Source organism: Nocardioides sp. TF02-7 (assembly GCF_022437945.1).
In the GTDB taxonomy this organism is placed as follows: Bacteria; Actinomycetota; Actinomycetes; order Propionibacteriales; family Nocardioidaceae; genus Nocardioides.
Map to the genome: position 1 here is coordinate 1 of NZ_CP092535.1, position 18,800 is coordinate 18,800.

14 protein-coding genes, 1 tRNA gene and 3 rRNA genes are annotated in these 18,800 nt (G+C 67.5%); 6 read left to right on the top strand and 12 right to left on the bottom strand.

Annotation, left to right across the window (positions count from 1 at the left end; all coding sequences use genetic code 11):
• The 4 genes from rrf to tyrS form a co-directional block, all read right to left on the bottom strand.
• Positions 1–117: ribosomal RNA gene (gene rrf, locus MF408_RS00005) — 5S ribosomal RNA — on the bottom strand.
• 165 nt (positions 118–282) lie between these two features.
• Positions 283–3,439, bottom strand: a 23S ribosomal RNA gene (locus MF408_RS00010).
• Between the two features lie 383 nt (positions 3,440–3,822).
• Positions 3,823–5,346, bottom strand: a 16S ribosomal RNA gene (locus MF408_RS00015).
• The 16S, 23S and 5S rRNA genes sit together here, the layout of an rRNA operon.
• A gap of 484 nt (positions 5,347–5,830) precedes the next feature.
• A complete protein-coding gene (gene tyrS, locus MF408_RS00020) occupies positions 5,831–7,102 on the bottom strand; it encodes a tyrosine--tRNA ligase (protein WP_240249758.1) in 1,272 nt (423 codons plus the stop codon).
• 178 nt (positions 7,103–7,280) lie between these two features.
• Between tyrS and MF408_RS00025 the strand changes: the two genes are divergently transcribed.
• Positions 7,281–8,717 (top strand): serine/threonine-protein kinase, encoded by a 1,437-nt coding sequence (locus MF408_RS00025; RefSeq protein WP_275693416.1) that lies wholly within the window; start codon positions 7,281–7,283, stop codon positions 8,715–8,717.
• A 38-nt stretch (positions 8,718–8,755) separates the two neighbouring features.
• On the opposite strand, the gene MF408_RS00030 is transcribed toward MF408_RS00025, so the two are convergent.
• The gene (locus MF408_RS00030; RefSeq protein WP_240249760.1) at positions 8,756–9,841 is read right to left on the bottom strand and encodes a DNA adenine methylase; all 1,086 of its coding nucleotides are present in this window, start codon (positions 9,839–9,841) and stop codon (positions 8,756–8,758) included.
• Positions 9,842–9,910: 69 nt separating this feature from the next.
• Here MF408_RS00030 and MF408_RS00035 point away from each other — a divergent pair, with 69 nt between their 5' ends.
• On the top strand, positions 9,911–10,339 hold the full coding sequence (locus MF408_RS00035) for a hypothetical protein (protein WP_240249761.1): 429 nt from the start codon (positions 9,911–9,913) through the stop codon (positions 10,337–10,339).
• 31 nt (positions 10,340–10,370) lie between these two features.
• Here MF408_RS00035 and MF408_RS00040 read toward each other — a convergent pair whose 3' ends face one another.
• A complete protein-coding gene (locus MF408_RS00040; RefSeq protein ID WP_240249762.1) occupies positions 10,371–11,345 on the bottom strand; it encodes an NAD-dependent epimerase/dehydratase family protein in 975 nt (324 codons plus the stop codon).
• Positions 11,346–11,494: 149 nt separating this feature from the next.
• Between MF408_RS00040 and MF408_RS00045 the strand changes: the two genes are divergently transcribed.
• From MF408_RS00045 to MF408_RS00060, 4 genes are all read left to right on the top strand, one after another.
• The gene (locus MF408_RS00045; RefSeq protein ID WP_240249763.1) at positions 11,495–11,836 is read left to right on the top strand and encodes a helix-turn-helix transcriptional regulator; all 342 of its coding nucleotides are present in this window, start codon (positions 11,495–11,497) and stop codon (positions 11,834–11,836) included.
• Between the two features lie 39 nt (positions 11,837–11,875).
• Positions 11,876–13,306, top strand: coding sequence for an FAD-linked oxidase C-terminal domain-containing protein (locus MF408_RS00050; RefSeq protein ID WP_240249764.1), 1,431 nt, complete (start codon positions 11,876–11,878; stop codon positions 13,304–13,306).
• A 40-nt stretch (positions 13,307–13,346) separates the two neighbouring features.
• Positions 13,347–13,913 carry a PIG-L family deacetylase gene (locus MF408_RS00055; protein WP_240249765.1) on the top strand — a complete coding sequence of 189 codons (567 nt, stop codon included), beginning with the start codon at positions 13,347–13,349 and terminating at the stop codon, positions 13,911–13,913.
• 392 nt (positions 13,914–14,305) lie between these two features.
• Positions 14,306–15,595, top strand: a complete 1,290-nt coding sequence (locus tag MF408_RS00060; RefSeq protein WP_240249766.1) for a spore photoproduct lyase family protein — start codon at positions 14,306–14,308, stop codon at positions 15,593–15,595.
• Here the strand turns inward: MF408_RS00060 and MF408_RS00065 are convergent.
• From MF408_RS00065 to MF408_RS24645, 6 genes are all read right to left on the bottom strand, one after another.
• Positions 15,585–16,181 carry a hypothetical protein gene (locus MF408_RS00065; protein WP_240249767.1) on the bottom strand — a complete coding sequence of 199 codons (597 nt, stop codon included), beginning with the start codon at positions 16,179–16,181 and terminating at the stop codon, positions 15,585–15,587. The two genes, MF408_RS00060 and MF408_RS00065, sit on opposite strands and share 11 nt — an antisense overlap.
• 791 nt (positions 16,182–16,972) lie before the next feature.
• On the bottom strand, positions 16,973–17,665 hold the full coding sequence (locus MF408_RS00070; RefSeq protein WP_240249768.1) for a hypothetical protein: 693 nt from the start codon (positions 17,663–17,665) through the stop codon (positions 16,973–16,975).
• A gap of 85 nt (positions 17,666–17,750) precedes the next feature.
• A complete protein-coding gene (locus MF408_RS00075; RefSeq protein WP_240249769.1) occupies positions 17,751–18,176 on the bottom strand; it encodes a hypothetical protein in 426 nt (141 codons plus the stop codon).
• Positions 18,177–18,216: 40 nt separating this feature from the next.
• A tRNA-Ile gene (locus MF408_RS00080) sits at positions 18,217–18,291 on the bottom strand.
• Positions 18,292–18,461: 170 nt separating this feature from the next.
• Positions 18,462–18,584 (bottom strand): hypothetical protein, encoded by a 123-nt coding sequence (locus MF408_RS24640; RefSeq protein WP_275693299.1) that lies wholly within the window; start codon positions 18,582–18,584, stop codon positions 18,462–18,464.
• Positions 18,585–18,586: 2 nt separating this feature from the next.
• Positions 18,587–18,772, bottom strand: a complete 186-nt coding sequence (locus MF408_RS24645) for a DUF1508 domain-containing protein (protein ID WP_275693300.1) — start codon at positions 18,770–18,772, stop codon at positions 18,587–18,589.
• Between the last annotated feature and the right edge of the window lie 28 nt (positions 18,773–18,800).

Genomic DNA, 18,800 nt, shown 5'->3' on the forward strand with positions numbered 1-18,800 from the left:
GTCCGGCGGCGTCCTACTCTCCCACAGCCTCTCGGTTGCAGTACCATCGGCGCTGGCAGGCTTAACTTCCGGGTTCGGGATGGGACCGGGTGTTTCCCTGCCGCTATGGCCGCCGTAACTCTACACACGGGGGGCAAGCCCCCGTGGACCCCCCAAAACCATCTCCGGGGACTGATCAACGTTTTCGGATCAGTCCGCACCAGATTGGTTACGGGGGCCTAGTTCTTGTTGTGTGGACGCGAGACAAACACGCGTGTGTTTGTTGGTTGTGTTGGGGGTTTGTGTGGCAAGTGTTCGGCCTATTAGTACCGGTCGGCTGGGCATTGCTGCTGTACACCTCCGGCCTATCAACCCAATAGTCTGTTGGGGGCCTTACACCCTCACGGGGTGGGGAAACCTCATCTTGAAACGTGCTTCCCGCTTAGATGCGTTCAGCGGTTATCACTTCCGAACGTAGCTAACCAGCCCTGCCCCTGGCGGGACAACTGGCACACCAGAGGTTCGTCCATCCCGGTCCTCTCGTACTAGGGACAGCCTTTCTCAAGTTTCCTACGCGCGCGGCGGATAGGGACCGAACTGTCTCACGACGTTCTAAACCCAGCTCGCGTGCCGCTTTAATGGGCGAACAGCCCAACCCTTGGGACCTACTCCAGCCCCAGGATGCGACGAGCCGACATCGAGGTGCCAAACCATCCCGTCGATATGGACTCTTGGGGAAGATCAGCCTGTTATCCCCGGGGTACCTTTTATCCGTTGAGCGACCACGCTTCCACTCGCAGTGGCCGGATCACTAGTTCCGACTTTCGTCCCTGCTCGACATGTCTGTCTCACAGTCAAGCTCCCTTGTGCACTTACACTCGAAACCTGATTGCCAACCAGGCTGAGGGAACCTTTGAGCGCCTCCGTTACATTTTAGGAGGCAACCGCCCCAGTTAAACTACCCATCAGGCACTGTCCCTGAACCAGATCATGGCCCTAGGTTAGACATCTAGTACGACCAGAGTGGTATTTCAACGATGACTCCACCGACACTGGCGTGCCAGCTTCACAGTCTCCCACCTATCCTACACAAGCCGAACCAAACACCAATGCCAAACTATAGTAAAGGTCCCGGGGTCTTTCCGTCCTGCCGCGCGTAACGAGCATCTTTACTCGTAGTGCAATTTCGCCGAGTCCATGGTTGAGACAGCGCCCAAGTCGTTACTCCATTCGTGCAGGTCGGAACTTACCCGACAAGGAATTTCGCTACCTTAGGATGGTTATAGTTACCACCGCCGTTTACTGGGGCTTAAATTCAGAGCTTCGAGCTTGCGCTCTAACCCGTCCTCTTAACCTTCCAGCACCGGGCAGGAGTCAGTCCGTATACATCGTCTTACAACTTCGCACGGACCTGTGTTTTAGTAAACAGTCGCTTGGGCCTGGTCTCTGCGACCATCACCGCTTCCCCCAGCAAGTGGGTTCACGGATCAGGTCCCCCTTCTCCCGAAGTTACGGGGGGCATTTTGCCGAGTTCCTTAACCATGGTTGTCTCGATCGCCTTGGTATTCTCTACCTGATCACCTGAGTCGGTTTGGGGTACGGGCGGCTCGTGGCTCGCTAGAGGTTTTTCTCGGCAGCATAGGATCACCCACTTCCCCCATACGGGGTCGGCATCACATCTCAGACTCGGCCCTCGAAGAGCCAGTGACCCGGATTTGCCTAGGCCACGTCCTACCTGCTTACCCGCCGTCGACCATCGCGGCGGTTGGGCTACCTTCCTGCGTCACCCCATCGCTTGACTACTACCGGATCGGGTCCCGCGCTCCACACCCACGCCTCCCTCCCCGAAGGAAGGAAGATCATCAGGTGCTTCGGGCGGTTAGCATCACCGGCCTCGTCAGGGGCGCCACTTCGCCGGTACGGGAATATCAACCCGTTGTCCATCGACTACGCCTGTCGGCCTCGCCTTAGGTCCCGACTTACCCAGGGCAGATTAGCTTGACCCTGGAACCCTTGATCATTCGGCGCACGGGTTTCTCACCCGTGATTCGCTACTCATGCCTGCATTCTCACTCGTGCCACATCCACCCCTGGATCACTCCGGGACTTCACCCGTGGCACGACGCTCCCCTACCCACCCACACCCCTGAACCAAGCACCACAAAGGATGCCGGCTTGGGTCTCTGACTCAACAGAATGTGGATGCCATGGCTTCGGCGGACGGCTTGAGCCCCGCTACATTGTCGGCGCGGAATCACTTGACCAGTGAGCTATTACGCACTCTTTCAAGGGTGGCTGCTTCCAAGCCAACCTCCTGGTTGTCACTGCGACTCCACATCCTTTTCCACTTAGCCGCCCCTTAGGGGCCTTAGCCGATGGTCTGGGCTGTTTCCCTCTCGACTACGAAGCTTATCCCCCGCAGTCTCACTGCCACGCTCTCACTTACCGGCATTCGGAGTTTGGCTAACGTCAGTAACCTGGTAGGGCCCATCGGCTATCCAGTGCTCTACCTCCGGCAAGAAACACGCAACGCTGCACCTAAATGCATTTCGGGGAGAACCAGCTATCACGGAGTTTGATTGGCCTTTCACCCCTATCCACAGGTCATCCCCTCCATTTTCAACTGAAGTGGGTTCGGTCCTCCACGCCGTCTTACCGGCGCTTCAACCTGCCCATGGATAGATCACTCCGCTTCGGGTCTAGAGCATGCGACTCAACCGCCCTATTCGGACTCGCTTTCGCTACGGCTACCCCACACGGGTTAACCTCGCCACACACCGCTAACTCGCAGGCTCATTCTTCAAAGGCACGCCATCACCCCCACAAAGGAGAGCTCTGACGGATTGTAGGCGCATGGTTTCAGGTACTATTTCACTCCCCGCCAGGGGTACTTTTCACCTTTCCCTCACGGTACTGGTCCGCTATCGGTCATCGAGAAGTATTTAGGCTTAACGGGTGGTCCCGCCAGATTCACACACCATTCCAGGAGTGGCATGTTACTTGGGAGGTGCTCCACGGAGTCGCGCACTTACACCTACGGGGCTATCACCCGCTCCGGCACAGCTTTCCAACTGACTTCGGCTTCACACACGATTTCTAACTCCGCACACCCATGGCAGCAGATGTACGAAACACTCCCACAACCCCAGCCCTGCAACCCCTGCCAGGTATCACACAGAACTGGTTTAGCCTACTCCGATTTCGCTCGCCACTACTCTCGGAATCACTATTGTTTTCTCTTCCTGTGGGTACTGAGATGTTTCACTTCCCCACGTTCCCTCCACACACCCTATTTCATTCAGGTGCAGGTAACTGGACACAACTCCAGCTGGGTTACCCCATTCGGAAATCCCCGGATCAACGCTCGGTTGCCAACTCCCCAGGGCATATCGCAGGCTCCCACGTCCTTCATCGGCTCTCGATGCCAAGGCATCCACCATGCGCCCTTACCAACTTGCCACACAAACCACCAACACACACCAACAAACAAACACACCCAAACAGTGCGCCCGCTCGCAGACGTTCATCGATGGTTCGATGCGAGATACAAGATTTGATCTAGACACAAACAATCAACGATCAACACTACAAACACACACCCACACATCAACGTGCGTGCGGGTGCGATGCTCGCGTCCACTATCCAAGAATCAAGAACCAAGAAGCCCAACCAGCCAACCCACCACCCACACCCCCCACAAGAGGGCGCCACCAAGTGATGGGGGTCTGATGCCTCAGACACCCAACAGCGTGCCACACAACCAAAGCATGTCGCGTTCCACTATCCGAACAGCCCAATCTCGTGGTCCGACACTCGCGAACCACCACAGGCATGCTCCTTAGAAAGGAGGTGATCCAGCCGCACCTTCCGGTACGGCTACCTTGTTACGACTTCGTCCCAATCGCCAGCCCCACCTTCGACCACTCCCTCCCCACAAGGGGGTTAGGCCGTGGGCTTCGGGTGTTGCCGACTTTCGTGACGTGACGGGCGGTGTGTACAAGGCCCGGGAACGTATTCACCGCAGCGTTGCTGATCTGCGATTACTAGCGACTCCGACTTCATGGGGTCGAGTTGCAGACCCCAATCCGAACTGAGACCGGCTTTTTGGGATTCGCTCCCCCTCACGGGATCGCAGCCCTTTGTACCGGCCATTGTAGCATGCGTGAAGCCCTGGACATAAGGGGCATGATGACTTGACGTCATCCCCACCTTCCTCCGAGTTGACCCCGGCAGTCTCCCATGAGTCCCCACCACAATGTGCTGGCAACATGGAACGAGGGTTGCGCTCGTTGCGGGACTTAACCCAACATCTCACGACACGAGCTGACGACAGCCATGCACCACCTGTACACGAGTATCAAAGAGACTCCCATCTCTGGAAGCTTCCCGCGTATGTCAAACCCAGGTAAGGTTCTTCGCGTTGCATCGAATTAATCCGCATGCTCCGCCGCTTGTGCGGGCCCCCGTCAATTCCTTTGAGTTTTAGCCTTGCGGCCGTACTCCCCCAGGCGGGGCGCTTAATGCGTTAGCTACGGCACGGAACCCGTGGAATGGATCCCACACCTAGCGCCCAACGTTTACGGTGTGGACTACCAGGGTATCTAATCCTGTTCGCTCCCCACACTTTCGCTCCTCAGCGTCAGGACATGCCCAGAGAACCGCCTTCGCCACCGGTGTTCCTCCTGATATCTGCGCATTTCACCGCTACACCAGGAATTCCATTCTCCCCTGCATGCCTCAAGTCTGCCCGTATCGAAAGCAAGCACCCAGTTAAGCTGGATGTTTTCACTCCCGACGCGACAAACCGCCTACGAGCCCTTTACGCCCAATAATTCCGGACAACGCTCGCACCCTACGTATTACCGCGGCTGCTGGCACGTAGTTGGCCGGTGCTTCTTCTGTACCTACCGTCACTTCCGCTTCGTCGGTACTGAAAGAGGTTTACAACCCGAAGGCCGTCATCCCTCACGCGGCGTTGCTGGATCAGGCTTCCGCCCATTGTCCAATATTCCCCACTGCTGCCTCCCGTAGGAGTCTGGGCCGTGTCTCAGTCCCAGTGTGACCGGTCACCCTCTCAGGCCGGCTACCCGTCAAAGCCTTGGTAGGCCATTACCCCACCAACAAGCTGATAGGCCGCGAGCACATCCATAGCCGAAAAAACTTTCCACACACCCCCATGCGGAGACGCGTCATATCCGGTATTAATCACCGTTTCCGGTGGCTATCCCAGAGCCATGGGCAGATTACTCACGTGTTACTCACCCGTTCGCCGCTCGTGTACCCCCGAAGGAGCCTTACCGCTCGACTTGCATGTGTTAAGCACGCCGCCAGCGTTCGTCCTGAGCCAGGATCAAACTCTCCATAAAGAAAACCAATCCCAGCAAAACAAACAACCTGACAATCGCCAGAATCATTCACTTGCCGAAAACCCACGACACCCACACCACACAGGGGGCTACGCCCCCGCGAACCCCCCAAAGACCAAAAGGCCCTCAGAGAATCCAGATGCAAATGCCGCTACAAACAAGCACGACATAAATTGCATGACACACTGTTGAGTTCTCAAACATCACACGCGCCGGGCGGACCCTCGCAGGTCCTACCTGGGCTTGCGCTCCCCCCACTGACTGTTCCCGGTCCTGCCGGCCGCGTCATCGACGTTGCCGACCGCACCGGGTGTGGTGCGAGAGAAGTGGCCGCTCCGGGGCCGGAAGCCCGACCCTTCTGGGTCTTGCTCCCCCGCCGCTCCCTGGCGACCTGGAGAACATTACAGACCCCTCCGGGACAACACAAATCGGGGTGGGGTGTGCCGCGCCACAGCCGTCTCCCCCGCCTCGTCGGGGCCTCTCGTCAGGCGAGCCGGACGCCCGCGAACCGCTTCTTCCCGCGCCGCAGGACCAGCCAGGAGCCGTCGATCAGGTCGCCGGGCGCAGGCACGTGGGCGGGGTCGTCGATGCGCACGTTGTTGACGTAGGCACCGCCCTCGGCCACGGTGCGGCGGGCCTCCCCCTTGCTCTTGGCCAGGCCGCTGAGGGTCAGGAGCTCCACCACGTCGGGCAGCCCGGCCGCGGCGTCGAGCTCCACCGCGCCGGCCTCCGTCAGGGCGGCGGCCAGGGTGGCGCCGGAGAGGGCTGTGACGTCGCCGGAGCCGAAGAGCGCCCGCGCCGCCGCCTTGGCCTGCTCGGTCTCTCCAGGTCCGTGCACGAGCGTGGTGACCTCGTCGGCCAGCACCTGCTGGGCCTCGCGGCGGAACGGCTGCTCCGCGTGCCGGGCCTCGAGGGCGGCGATCTCCTCGCGCTCCAGGAACGTGAAGACCCGCAGCAGCTCTCCGACCTTCTCGTCCTCGACGTTGAGCCAGAACTGGTGGAAGGCGTACGGCGACATCATCGCCGCGTCGAGCCACAGGGCACCGCCCTCGGTCTTGCCGTACTTCGTCCCGTCGGCCTTCGTGACCAGCGGTGTCGCGAACGCGTGCGCGTGGCCGCCGTCGGCCCGCCGGATCAGCTCGACCCCTCCGGTGAGGTTGCCCCACTGGTCGGAGCCGCCGAACTGCAGCGTGACGCCGTACCGGCGGTGGAGCTCGAGGAAGTCCATCGACTGGAGCAGCACGTAGCTGAACTCGGTGTAGCTGATGCCGGCGTCGAGGCGGGTCCGCACCACGTCGCGGGCCAGCATCCGGTTGACCGGGAAGTGCTTGCCGATGTCGCGGAGGAAGTCGATCGTCGACAACGCCGACGTCCAGTCGTAGTTGTTGACCATGGTCGCGGCGTTGGGCCCCTCGAAGGAGAGGAACGGCTCGATCTGGCCGCGGACCCGCTCGGTCCAGTCCTTCACGGTGTCGAGCGAGTTCAGGGTCCGCTCGCCGCTCTCCTTGGGGTCGCCGATCATCCCGGTCGCCCCGCCCACGAGCAGGAACGGTGTGTGCCCGGCCCGCTGCAACCGCATCGCGGTGACGATCTGCACGAGGTTGCCCATGTGCAGGCTGGGCGCGGTGGGGTCGAAGCCGACGTAGTACCGGACGCTCCCCGAGGTGAGCGCCTCACGCAGCGCGTCACGGTCGGTGGAGTGCGCGACCAGGCCGCGCCACTCCAGGTCGTCGAGGAGGTTCTGGTCGACGGACACGATGGGCCTTTCCGGAGCTCGGTGGGGGGTTGCCCCAAGCCTGCCCGATCCCCGGTGCGCGCGCCCAGCGGGTTCCGCCTGCCGTTCCGGTCCCGGATCGCGACCGCGCCGCTGGGTAGTCTCTCCGGTGGGATGACCATGACCAAGGTGGCCGACAGGTACGTGCTCGACCGGGGAGATCGGTCGGGGCGGCTCCGGCGCCGTCTGGCTCGCTCGTGACGAGGTGCTGGGCCGGGTCGTGGCCATGAAGCGGGTGGGTCTGCCGGTCGGGACGTCGTCGTTCGACCTGGCCCGGGCCGAGCGCGAGGCCAGGCTGGCGGCCCGCGTCAACCACCCGAACGTCATCGCGGTCTACGACTTCTTCGCCGACGAGGACGAGCACTGGCTCGTCATGGAGCACGTCGACGGCACCACCTTGGCGCGGATGATCGCGGACCGCGGCGCGCTCTCGCCGGACGAGGTCGCCACCGTCCTGGCCCAGACGGCCGAGGCGCTCGCCGCCGCCCACGAGCTCGGCATCGTCCACCGCGACGTGAAGCCGTCCAACATCCTCGTCGGCGCCGACGGCGACGTGAAGCTGTCCGACTTCGGGATCGCCCGCGCGGTCGCCGACGTCTCGCTCACCCAGACCGGGCTCGTCACCGGGTCGCCCGCCTACCTCTCCCCCGAGGTGGCGACCGGCTCCGGCGGCACGCCGGCGAGCGACGTCTGGTCGTTCGGGGCGACGATGTTCCACGCGCTGGCGGGCCGGCCGCCGTACCAGGTCGACGGCGGTGGCAGCGCCGTCCTCGGCGTCCTCTACCGGATCGCGCACGAGCCGCCGCCTCGCCTGCGCACGGCCGGGTGGCTCGGGCCGCTGCTCGAGATGACGATGACGCACGACCCGGCCCAGCGACCCTCGATGGAGGACGTCGCCTCCTACCTCCGGGCGCGGATCGACCACGGCTCCGCGCCGCTGCCGGAGGCGACCGCCGTGCTCCCGCCGGTCGGGCCGGAGCCGGTCGGGCCGGAGCCGGCCGGCCAGGCCACCGCCTTCCTCCCGCCGACGCCCCCCGCCGCCGCGTCCTCCGGACGGCCCGGGCGCGACCTATCCGCCGCCACGGGCGGAGGAGCCGACCGGGTCGCGCTCCCGCACCGTCCGCGCCGCCCTCCTCGGGGCCGCGGTCGTGGTGGCTCTCGCGCTGCTGGGCGGCTTCATGCTGTTCGGCGGCGACGACACCCCCCAGGTCGCCGCCGACCGGCCGGGCGACCCCGGGCGGAGCCGCTCCGACGCCGGTCCGGGCAGCACCGGGGCCGACCCCACCGACCCGAGCCCCAGCGAGTCCGAGAGCGAGGACGCCGCGCCGACGGCGGAGGAGCTGGAGCAGTTCGCGGCGGACTACGTGGCGACGGCCGACAGCGACCCCGAGGCGGGGTTCGCGATGCTGACCTCCGACTACCAGGCGGAGAGCACCGCGTACGAGGAGTTCTGGGGGCCGATGACCAACCCGCGGATCATCGACGTCTCCGGGGACCCGGACGCGATGACCGTGACCTACACCTATCGCTACCAGTTCCCGGGCCGCGGCAACGTGACCGAGCGGGTGACCCTGTTCCTGGTCCGCGACGGCGATGAGCTGCGGATCGCCGACGCGGCGAACGGCTGACGCAGCGTCACGACGACGCGGCGGGCAGCAGCGACCGGGCCCCGTCGACGGCGGCGACCGCGGCGGCCACCCGGTCCGCCGGGCCCGCGACGAAGAGCAGCTCCACGTTGCGTCGGCGCCGCACCTCGCCCACCCGGCGCCCGGCCGGGTCGTGGATCCCGATCAGCGCACCCACGTAGCGCTTGCTGTCGAACGCCAGCATCCGCACGCTCTCGTGACCGGCGTCGCGCAGCATCGCGGTCATCTCGTCGGCGGTGATCCACGCCTCGTCGTTGTACGACACCACCACCACCTCCGCGCGCAGGCGTCGCAGCAGCTCGGCGGTGGCGGCGGGCATGGTGCGCCGGCTGTTGAAGACGCTGCGGTTGGCGGCCTCGCGGGTGTCGACGCGCTTGCAGGCCACCCCGTAGTGCTCGGGGGCGTCCCAGCGGACGAGGGTCTCCCAGATGTGGTAGTTGGCGAAGTACCGGTGCTGGTTGTACGGCGGGTCGACGTAGGCGAGGTCGACCGGCGGCAGCTCGCTGACCACGGTCGTCGCGTCGCCGTGGACGGTGCGACCGGCGCCCGGGAGCAGCGTCGGCCGGAGCAGCCGCAGGTCGCGGTGCGCCCGGGGCGCCCACTCCTTGAGGTAGGCCATCTGCACGCCGGTCGTCGAGTCCACCCGGTCCGCGGCGAGCATCAGGCTGGTGAGCAGCAGCGGGCGGAGCGGGTCGCCCGGCGGGTGGTCGCGCTCGATCGCGTCGCGGATCGCGTCGACGCGCGCGCCGTTGCGCGGCTGGAAGAACCGGGCGCGCTCGCAGAACGTCTCGGTGAAGTAGCCGGGCCGGCCGGGAAGGGCGTCGAGGCGGTCGAGAGCCTCGGCGAGCGCCGTCTCGTCGACCTGCTCGGCGTCGGTCGCCACGAAGCAGTCGCTCAGCACGGCGCTGTACGTCGCCACGTCGACGGCCGTGACGGTCGTCCCGCGCCGCTTGAGCTCCTGCGCGACGCGGGTCGTGCCCGTGAACAGGTCGACCGCCGTGCCCGCCCCGGCGGCGGTCGCCAGCTCCCCGAGCACCGGCACGAGCGTGCGCTTGGAGCCGAGGTACTTGATCACAGCCGCAGCGTAGGTGGGCCGCCGGGCGGGCCGGTCTCGGCGCGCCGGTGCTGGGTACCGCCCCCTGCCATGACGAACTTCCTGATCGGCTTGCTGGCCGTCCAGCTCCTGGGCGGCCTCCACCAGCTCACGTTCGTCCTGGGCGCCGGGCAGAAGCTGAGCAGCGCCCGCGCGACGCGGCTCCCGGACGCCGCCGTGGTCGGTCACGTGATGCTGGGCGGTCTGGCGTTCGCGCTGTGGCTGGGCTGGGTGATGTTCGACGAGCGGGCGTTCGCCTGGATGACGCTGGCGACGGTGGTCCTCGCGGCGGCCGTCGGCGGGTTCATGTTCCACCGCACGTTCTTCCGGAGCCCGGTCGTCGACCGGCCGGCGGCGGACCCCGCCGACGTGCGGGTCGCGGAGAAGCAGATCCCCGCGGCGTCCCTCGCCGTGCACGGCCTGGGAGCGGCGGCGCTGATCCTGGGCACGCTGCTCGTCGCGCTCGACGTCCTCGACTAGCAGCACGCGGACGCGGCGGACGCCCCCGGCCCTACGCCGGCCGGCGTGAGCGCCACGCCGCGAGCAGCTCCGCCTCGCGGGCACGGTCGATGCCGGTGACGGGTGCGTCGGGGTCCGCCTCCAGCCACGCGAGCGTGTCCCGCGCGGTCCCGGCGGCCGGGCGCAGCTCGAGACCCGCGTCGAGCGACGGCTGCACCTCGTGGCTCATCATCCCGTCGTAGTCCGGTCGGGGCAGCCAGAGCGGCACCGACCCGGGACCCGCCCAGGGCTCGACGCCCCGCTCGGCGAGGAACTCCTGGGGAACCCAGGTCAGGTCGGCATCCGGAGCGCACGCGTGCAGCAGGTCGGCGATCGGGGCCGGACGGCCGACGCCGTCGAAGTCGCCCCCGGTGCGACGCTCGGCGAGGGTGACGATCCACGCGGCGAGGTCGCGCACGTCGATCAGCTGCACCACGTCGCCGGGGTCGCCCGGGGCGAGCACCTCCCCGCCGCTCGCGAGGCGCCGCGGCCAGTAGGCGAACCGTCCGCTGGGGTCGCCGGGACCGGCGATGAGGCCGGGTCGTACGACGGTCCACGAGGCGGTGCCCTCACGGACGGCCCGCTCGCAGGCGACCTTCATCCCGCCGTAGGCCTCCGGGTCGACGCCCAGGTCGACGTCGGTCTCGATCGGGTCGCGCAGGGGAAGCGCGCCGGGACGACCGCCGGGGGTCGCCTCGTCCGCGTAGACGTTGAGCGTCGACACGAAGACCCAGTGGGCGTCCGGAACGGCCGCGACGGCCCGCCGTACGTGCGACGGCTGGCGGGCGACGTCGACGACGGCGTCGTAGCCGCCGGTCAGCTCGGCGGGCGGGTCCTCCTCACGGTCCCACCGCACCAGCCGCGCTCCGTCGGGCACCGGACCGGACGTGCCGCGGCACGCGCAGACGACGTCGTGGCCGCGCCGGAGCGCCTCCGCCGCGACCTCGCGGGACAGGAACACGGTGCCGCCGAGGACCAGGAGTCTCATGACCCCAGCCCAGCGGACGGGGCTCGCACCGGGCAACCCGTTCCGCTGTCAGCGGAAAGGACGCGCGCACAGCAGCTGGGGACACCCGTCCCTGTCGGCCGGGTCACCGGGCCCGCGAGCGTGGGGACATCGACCGAGGAGGAGAACCGATGACCGCCACCCCGTACGCCGCCCGCCGCCCCGTCCCCGCTCCCCGCACGCTGCGCCTGGTCGCCGAGCCGTCCCGGCCGGCCGTGCCCCGCGGGGCGGCGCGCGCTGCTCGCCCCGCGTGGTTCGACCGGCTCTCCCGGCGCGAGTCGGAGGTCCTCTGGTGCATCGCCCAGGGCCGGTCGAACGCCGAGATCGCGGCCGACCTGTTCATCTCGGTGCCCACGGTCAAGAGCCACGTCGCACGGCTGCTCACGAAGGTGCACGCCCGCGACCGCGTCCAGCTGGTCGTGGCGGCGTACCGCAGCGGCTTCGTCCCGGTCTCGGCCCACGTCGAGAACTGACCCTGCACCGCCGGCCCCGGCTGTGCCACGCTTGGTGGGGTGACCGCCGCCACGTCCAGTGAAGCGTCCGGTGAAGCCGAGGGCGCCCGGGTCTCCGGAGCGCCCGACCTCGGGGAGCTCCGGGCAGCGCTGTCCGCCGCTCCCGACGACGCGGTCCTCACCGACCCCGACCGGATGGCGGGCTACCGGTGGGACCGCGCCAACGACCCGGGCGCCGGGGTCCCGCTCGCGGTCGTCCGCGCCTCCTCCACCGAGGACGTCCAGGCGACGCTGCGCTTCGCCGACCGGCACCGGGTCCCCGTGGTGGCCCGCGGCGCCGGGACCGGGCTGTCGGGCGGGTCCTCGGCCGTCGACGGCTGCATCGTGGTGTCGACCGAGCGGATGCGGCGGATCGAGGTCGACCCGGCGACCCGGACCTGCACGGTCGAGCCCGGCCTGCTCAACGTCGAGGTGAAGGCGGCGGTGGCCGAGCACGGGCTCTGGTACCCGCCGGACCCCTCCTCGTTCGAGATCTGCTCGATCGGCGGAAACATCGCGACCAACGCCGGCGGGCTCTGCTGCGTGAAGTACGGCGTCACCACCGACTACGTGCTGGGTCTCACCGTGGTGCTCGCGGACGGCACCGCCGTCGAGCTCGGCGGTCCCCGCCTCAAGGACGCCGCGGGGCTGTCCCTCACCAAGCTCTTCGTCGGCAGCGAGGGGACCCTCGGGATCGTGACCCGGATCGTGCTGCGGCTGCTGCCCGCCACGCACGCGCCGGCGACGCTGGTGGCGACGTTCCCTACCCTGGGCGGCGCGACGGACGCCGTGGTCGGCATCACCCGGTCGCTGCGGCCCTCGATGCTGGAGCTGATGGACCGCCACACCGTCAATGCCGTCGAGGACCACACCCGGATGGGCCTCGACCGGTCGGCGGCCGCCCTGCTGGTCGTGCAGTCCGACGAGTCGCCCGCGGTCGCGGCCCAAGAGCTGGCGCGGGTCGCCGAGGTCTGCAGGGACGCCGGCGCGACCGAGGTCGTCGCGACCGACGACCCCGCCGACGGCGAGGCCTTCGTCGCGGCCCGCCGGATGGCGATCCCCGCGGTCGAGCGGAGGGGGCCGCTGCTGCTCGAGGACGTCGGCGTGCCGCTGCCGGCACTCGGGGCGCTCGTGCAGGGCATCGCCGACGTCGCGGAGCGCAACGACGTCGACATCGCGGTCGTCGCGCACGCCGGCGACGGCAACACCCACCCGCTGATCGTGTGCGACCCCACCGACCCGGCGCACCTCGCCCGGGCGCAGACGGCGTACGGCGAGGTGATGGAGCTGGCGATCGGGCTCGGCGGCACCATTACCGGCGAGCACGGCGTCGGCCGGCTCAAGAAGCCGTGGCTGCCGTCGTACCTCGGCGAGGACGCGATGCGCCTCAACCAGCGGGTCAAGGACGCCCTCGACCCCCACGGCATCCTCAACCCGGGAGCGGTCTTCTGACCCGTCGCCGGGTGTCGGCCGGCCGTGGCATGCTCGCCGCGTGACCGCTCCGACGAACCCGACCGTGCCGCCCGCGCCGCTGCTCCCTCTCGCCGAGGACTGGGACCGCGCGCTCTGCATCGTCGCGCACCCCGACGACATGGAGTTCGGCGCCGCTGCCGCGGTCGCCCGCTGGACCGGCCAGGGCAAGTCGGTCGCCTACTGCATGGTGACCAGCGGAGAGGCGGGCATCGACGCGATGCCACCCGACCGGTGCCGCGAGGTGCGCGAGGCGGAGCAGGTCGAGTCGGCCCGCATCGTGGGCGTCGAGGCGGTCGAGTTCCTCGGCCAGCCGGACGGCGTGGTCGAGTACGGCGTGCCGCTGCGCCGCCTGCTCACCGAGGTGGTGCGGCGGCACCGTCCCGAGGTCGTCGTCACCGGCAACTTCCGGGAGACATGGGGCGGGCGCAACCTCAACCAGGCCGATCACATCGCCGTGGGTCGTGCTGTCGTCGACGCCGTCCGCGACGCCGGCAACCGCTGGGTCTTCCCCGAGCAGCTCGGCGACGCGCTGGAGCCGTGGGGCGGCGTCCGCGAGGTGTGGGCGTTCGGCTCGCCGCAGGCCTGAGCACGCGGTCGACACGACCGCCACCTTCGACGTCGGTGTCGCCTCCCTCGAGGCGCACCGCGCCTACATCGACGGACTCGGCTGGGAGCACTTCGACCCCCGCGAGTTCCTCGAGGGCATGGCGCGGGCCAGCGGGTCCCGGCTGGGGGTCGCGTTCGCGGCGCCGTTCGAGGTGTTCCCGATGGGCTGGGGCGACTGACGACGGGTACTGGACGGTCGACCCCCGACGAGAGGTACGACCCCTGTGTTCCTGTTCTTCAGCAACCGGCTCGGCTGCCTCGGCTCGCTGGCCGTGTCGCTCGTCGTCACGGCCGTCCTCCTGCTGATCCTGCTGTGACGTGGGCCGCCGCGTCGGGCGGAATCCGCCGTCCGGGGCCGGCGTTCTCCCTGTGATGACCTCGACCCACCAGCCCCCGCGGCGCACGGCCGCCCCGACGGACCTGGCCGGCCGGCTGCTCGACGTCAAGCGCATCTACCACGAGCGGGACATCGAGCGGTTCCCTCGCGCGGTCGAGGTGCTCGAGCGGTTCCCCGACGCCGAGCGGGTCGAGGTGCTGTCGCACCAGGCCATCCCGGGTCTCTACGGCAACGCCGGCAACGTCGAGGACTGGGTGCGCAACAAGCGCGAGGTGCTCGTCCTGGGCGAGAAGAAGTCGCTGAGCGCGCGCCGCAACGAGCGCTCGAGCGACTGGATCGCCCCGTCGACCGCCAACGGCTGCGCCATGGCGTGCTCCTACTGCTACGTGCCGCGTCGCAAGGGCTACGCCAACCCGATCACCGTCTTCGCCAACATCGAGAAGATCACCGGCTACCTCGAGCGGCACGCCGCCCGGCAGGGCAGCAAGCCGCAGCCCAACCAGTGCGACCCGGTCGACTGGGTCTACGACATCGGCGAGAACAGCGACTGCTCGGCCGACGCGATGGTGTCGGACAACGTGCGCGACCTCGTCCAGCTCTTCGCCCGGCTGCCGAACGCCAAGGCCAGCTTTGCGACCAAGCTCGTCAACCGGCAGCTCCTCGACTACGACCCGCGGGGCGGCACCCGCGTGCGGTTCAGCCTGATGCCCGCCGAGACGTCCAAGCTGGTCGACATCCGCACGTCGAAAGTCGCCGACCGGATCGCCGCGCTCGACGACTTCGTCGAGGCCGGCTACGAGGTGCACCTCAACCTCAGCCCCGTCATCGTCCAGGAGGGCTGGCTCGACGACTGGGCGCAGCTGCTCGAACAGGTCGCCGACGGCACCAGCGAGCGCACCCGGGCCCAGCTCGCCGCCGAGGTCATCTTCCTCACCCACAACGAGGACCTGCACGAGGTGAACCTCGGCTGGCACCCCAAGGGCGAGGACCTGCTGTGGCGCCCCCGACCTGCAGGAGCGGAAGCGGAGCCAGAGCGGGCAGTGGAACGTCCGCTACAAGAGCCCGTGGAAGCGCCGCTGGGTCGAGCAGCTCACCGACCTGGTCGCCGAGAAGCTGCCGACCTGCCGGGTTCGCTACGCGTTCTGACCGCCGCGCCCGGACGGCGTACGGCGTGCTCTCGGGGACGTCATACGGAGCGAGGGCGATCGCCCACGGTCCGCATGACGTCCTCGGTTCAGATCCGGACGGCTACTCCGAGCGGCTCACGGCGTACGCCTGGGTGCTCTGCGCCCGGGCGTCGTAGCCCGTCGCCGGTCACTGGTTGACGACGCTCGCGACCCGCACGGCGGTGACCGAGGGCCACCCGATGTTCGCGGAGCCGCCGTTGTGCTTGCACCGGAGCACGACGGCGCCCGAGGACCCGAGCGTGACCGCGGCCATCAGGGTGATCGACTCGCGCTCCCCCGCAGCGAAGTTGGCGGCGAGGGGGACGATCTCCAGGAAGTCGACGACCGTGCCACCCGCCACCAGCTCGCAATCCCACACCTGGGTGTCGGTGTCGTTGGAGTTGAGCAGTCCGTGGCCGTACACGACGTAGCTGCCCTTCGGCACCGTCACCGAGGCATACGGTGCGTAGGTCGTGCCCACCGACGCGAAGCCCTTGTCCTGGTCGAAGTACGCGCGGCTGCGGGCGCCGAGGGACAGGTCGCGCGGCACGATGCTGCCGTCGTCGATCTTGGTGCTGTTGACCGCGTCGCGCGCGATGTCCTGGCGCTTCACCTGTCCGTCCACGATGTCACCGCTCCGGACGGTGATCGCGTAGGCCGGGGCGATGGTCAGGGCGATGAAGAGCGCCGCGTAGGCAACGACGTTGCCGGCGAGGTGGCGACGGATCCGCTGGGTAGTGCGCATGGAAATCCCTCCTCGGGACGAGGGGCCGGCGGGACCGTCTGCCCCACGCGCTCACGCTAGGCCCGCTTCGGCGATCGAGCGTCAAGCGACGGAGCGACCGGTACCCCGACCGATAATTGGCGGGCGCCGTCGCCGTCAGCCGGTCGTGCCGGCGTCGGGGCGCCGGCGTTCGAGCAGGACGGTGTCGCGCCACTCGTCGTCGAGCCGCGTGGTCGATGGGTGGGGCGGGTGGGGCTCGAACCCACGACCCAAGGATTATGAGAGGCTCGTTGCGGTGGCGGGCAGAGCACATCGGCGGTTCCCGGAGTATCTCCGCGAATGGGAGAAACCGCGCCGTTGAGCGGGAATATCGGCCTCAATGCTCCGACCAGCGGAAACGTGCCGATCCGAGCCTGATCCGAGCGGGACAGCGCCGCGACAGCGCGGGACGGCGCGGGAGCGGTCCCGGAGGGCTCCCGCGCCGTCCCGCGCGCGCTCCGGGAGGGGTCGGACCGGGCTCCTGGGCCGCCTGCATTGCCTGAAGGGGTCTTGTAGCCCCAGAGAGGTCGATCCGGGCCGGAGGACCGTCCGGGGCCTTCAACGGCTTGCAGATCGCTTGCAGCGTCTCCGGGGTCCGGGAAGGGGTCGGCGCGGTCGCGCCCCACCCCAAGGGTCAGCGACCGAAGCCCAGCCCGTCTCGGACCTCCACCTTGAGCCACGAATCCAACTCATCTGCTCGCTCGGGCCGGGTGTACTCAACGGGCACACGGCGGACCTGAACGCCACAGCGGCGCCACTGCGCATCGCGCATGTCATCGTCGGCTCGTCGGTGCGCCTTGGCGTGGTGGGGTCCATCGACCTCGATCAGCATCGCGTGACCGTTCCCGATCAGCAGGAGGTCGGGCACCCACACATTGCCTGCCCTGATGCGGGTGCCGGGGAAGCGGCGAGATAGCAAACGTGCGGTCCTCTGCCGTGACCGCCTGCAGCCGAACCAGTGCCTCGTACACGGCCAGTTCCTCGGCGTTGGTGAAGGTGAGTCCGTCGACCACAGGCGACTGCGGGTCCAGGCGCTCCTTGCGAGCGGAGTTGGTAACGTCCTCGGTCGCGTACTGCTGGCGCAGCGTCTCGCGCCAATTGCTGGTGTCGATGTCAGGCATCGCGAGCCGAGTATCAAGGAACTCGGGGTCAGGCAGGTACGTCCGCTGAGCGAGGCTGCGCAACACGGGGAGGATGCGATCCAAGACCCCCTGCGTGAATCGTGGCTGGAGGTACGGCTCCACATCGACGTAGTACACGGTGGAGAACTTGGGGCTGAGCGAGCCGTCATTGGTCCAGATGTCCTCCTGCATCAGCCCGCGGTTCTCGGACTCGATGCTGAGTTGCGCGACGTCCTCCAAGAGCAAAGCCGCCTGCTGGTCGCCCATCTGTGCGAGAAGGTGCGCGGTCGCGCCGAGTACGTACTCCAGCGACTCCTGACGGTCGGGGTCGTCGTCATGCCACATCGCCCATGGTCCTCTCGTGTGCTGAGACACAGCAACAAGGTAGGTGGGTCCACCGACACGCGCGGCCGGTTCGTTGGTTCGATTACTACTTCGACGTCACCCCCAGGTCGACTCGAGCCCGCGCCACGAAGGCGCCGATGGCGAGATCAGCTGATCTGTGAGTCTCAGCCGACCCGTTCTTGAGGGTGTAGGTAACCATGGCCTTGATCACCTCACCAGCGAGGCGATCAGCCTCCGGCGTCCCGTACAGGCTGACCTCAGCGCGCGCGTTGACCAGCCGATCCAGCACGTACTCTGGCGGCGCGTAACCCTCGGCGTCCCACCACTCTGTAGCCGCATCGCCAATCTGGCGCGCCTGGGAGAGGAATGCCGCGTATCCCTCGCGGCGATGGTCGAACAGCCGTGCCTCACGTGCGTCCCGGCGCGCCTGGATGCTCGCGATAAGAGACGTCGCCGAAGGCACGACGGCGCCTACACCTGCACCGATCAGAGCGGCCAACGCTGCGTCCATGACGGGAGGTTATGGCACCTGCGACAGGCGCGCTGGTTTGTGCCCCAGGTGGGACTTGAACCCACGACACGCCGGATTATGAGTCCGGTGCTCTAACCAGCTGAGCTACTGGGGCAGAGAGAACAGTAGTGGCGGCCGTCCACGTGGCAGGACGGGCATCACCCGCCGCCCCTTCATCCCCTTGGATACAGGGAGAAGCCCCACTCGGAACCGAGGTGTCGCTATCACATCGGTACGGGTGGGGCTTCTCAGACGCTGGGCGGCTTCCCCGCCGTCAGCGACGTGCTACTTCTTCTTCTTGGACTTGCTCTTGGTGGACTCGTTCACGGTCGTCTTCGGGTGACGCTTGACCGTGGACTGCTTGACGAACCGACCAGTGCTCGCGCTTCGACCGCGCTTCCCCGGCATGGTCAGGCCGCCTTCGTCATGTCGTAGAACGGGGCACTTGCCGCGTTCTTCTGGACGACCGCCACGGCGTTGATCGCGTCCTGGCGGTTGAAGTAGGTCTCGCTCGTCGCGAGCACCTTGCCGTTGGATGCCCGGATCAGCCAATACCACGGCTGAGCGCCGGACGCCCGTCTTAGTTCGAACTGCATCGCTAGTTACCTCCACCGCTGGAAGCGC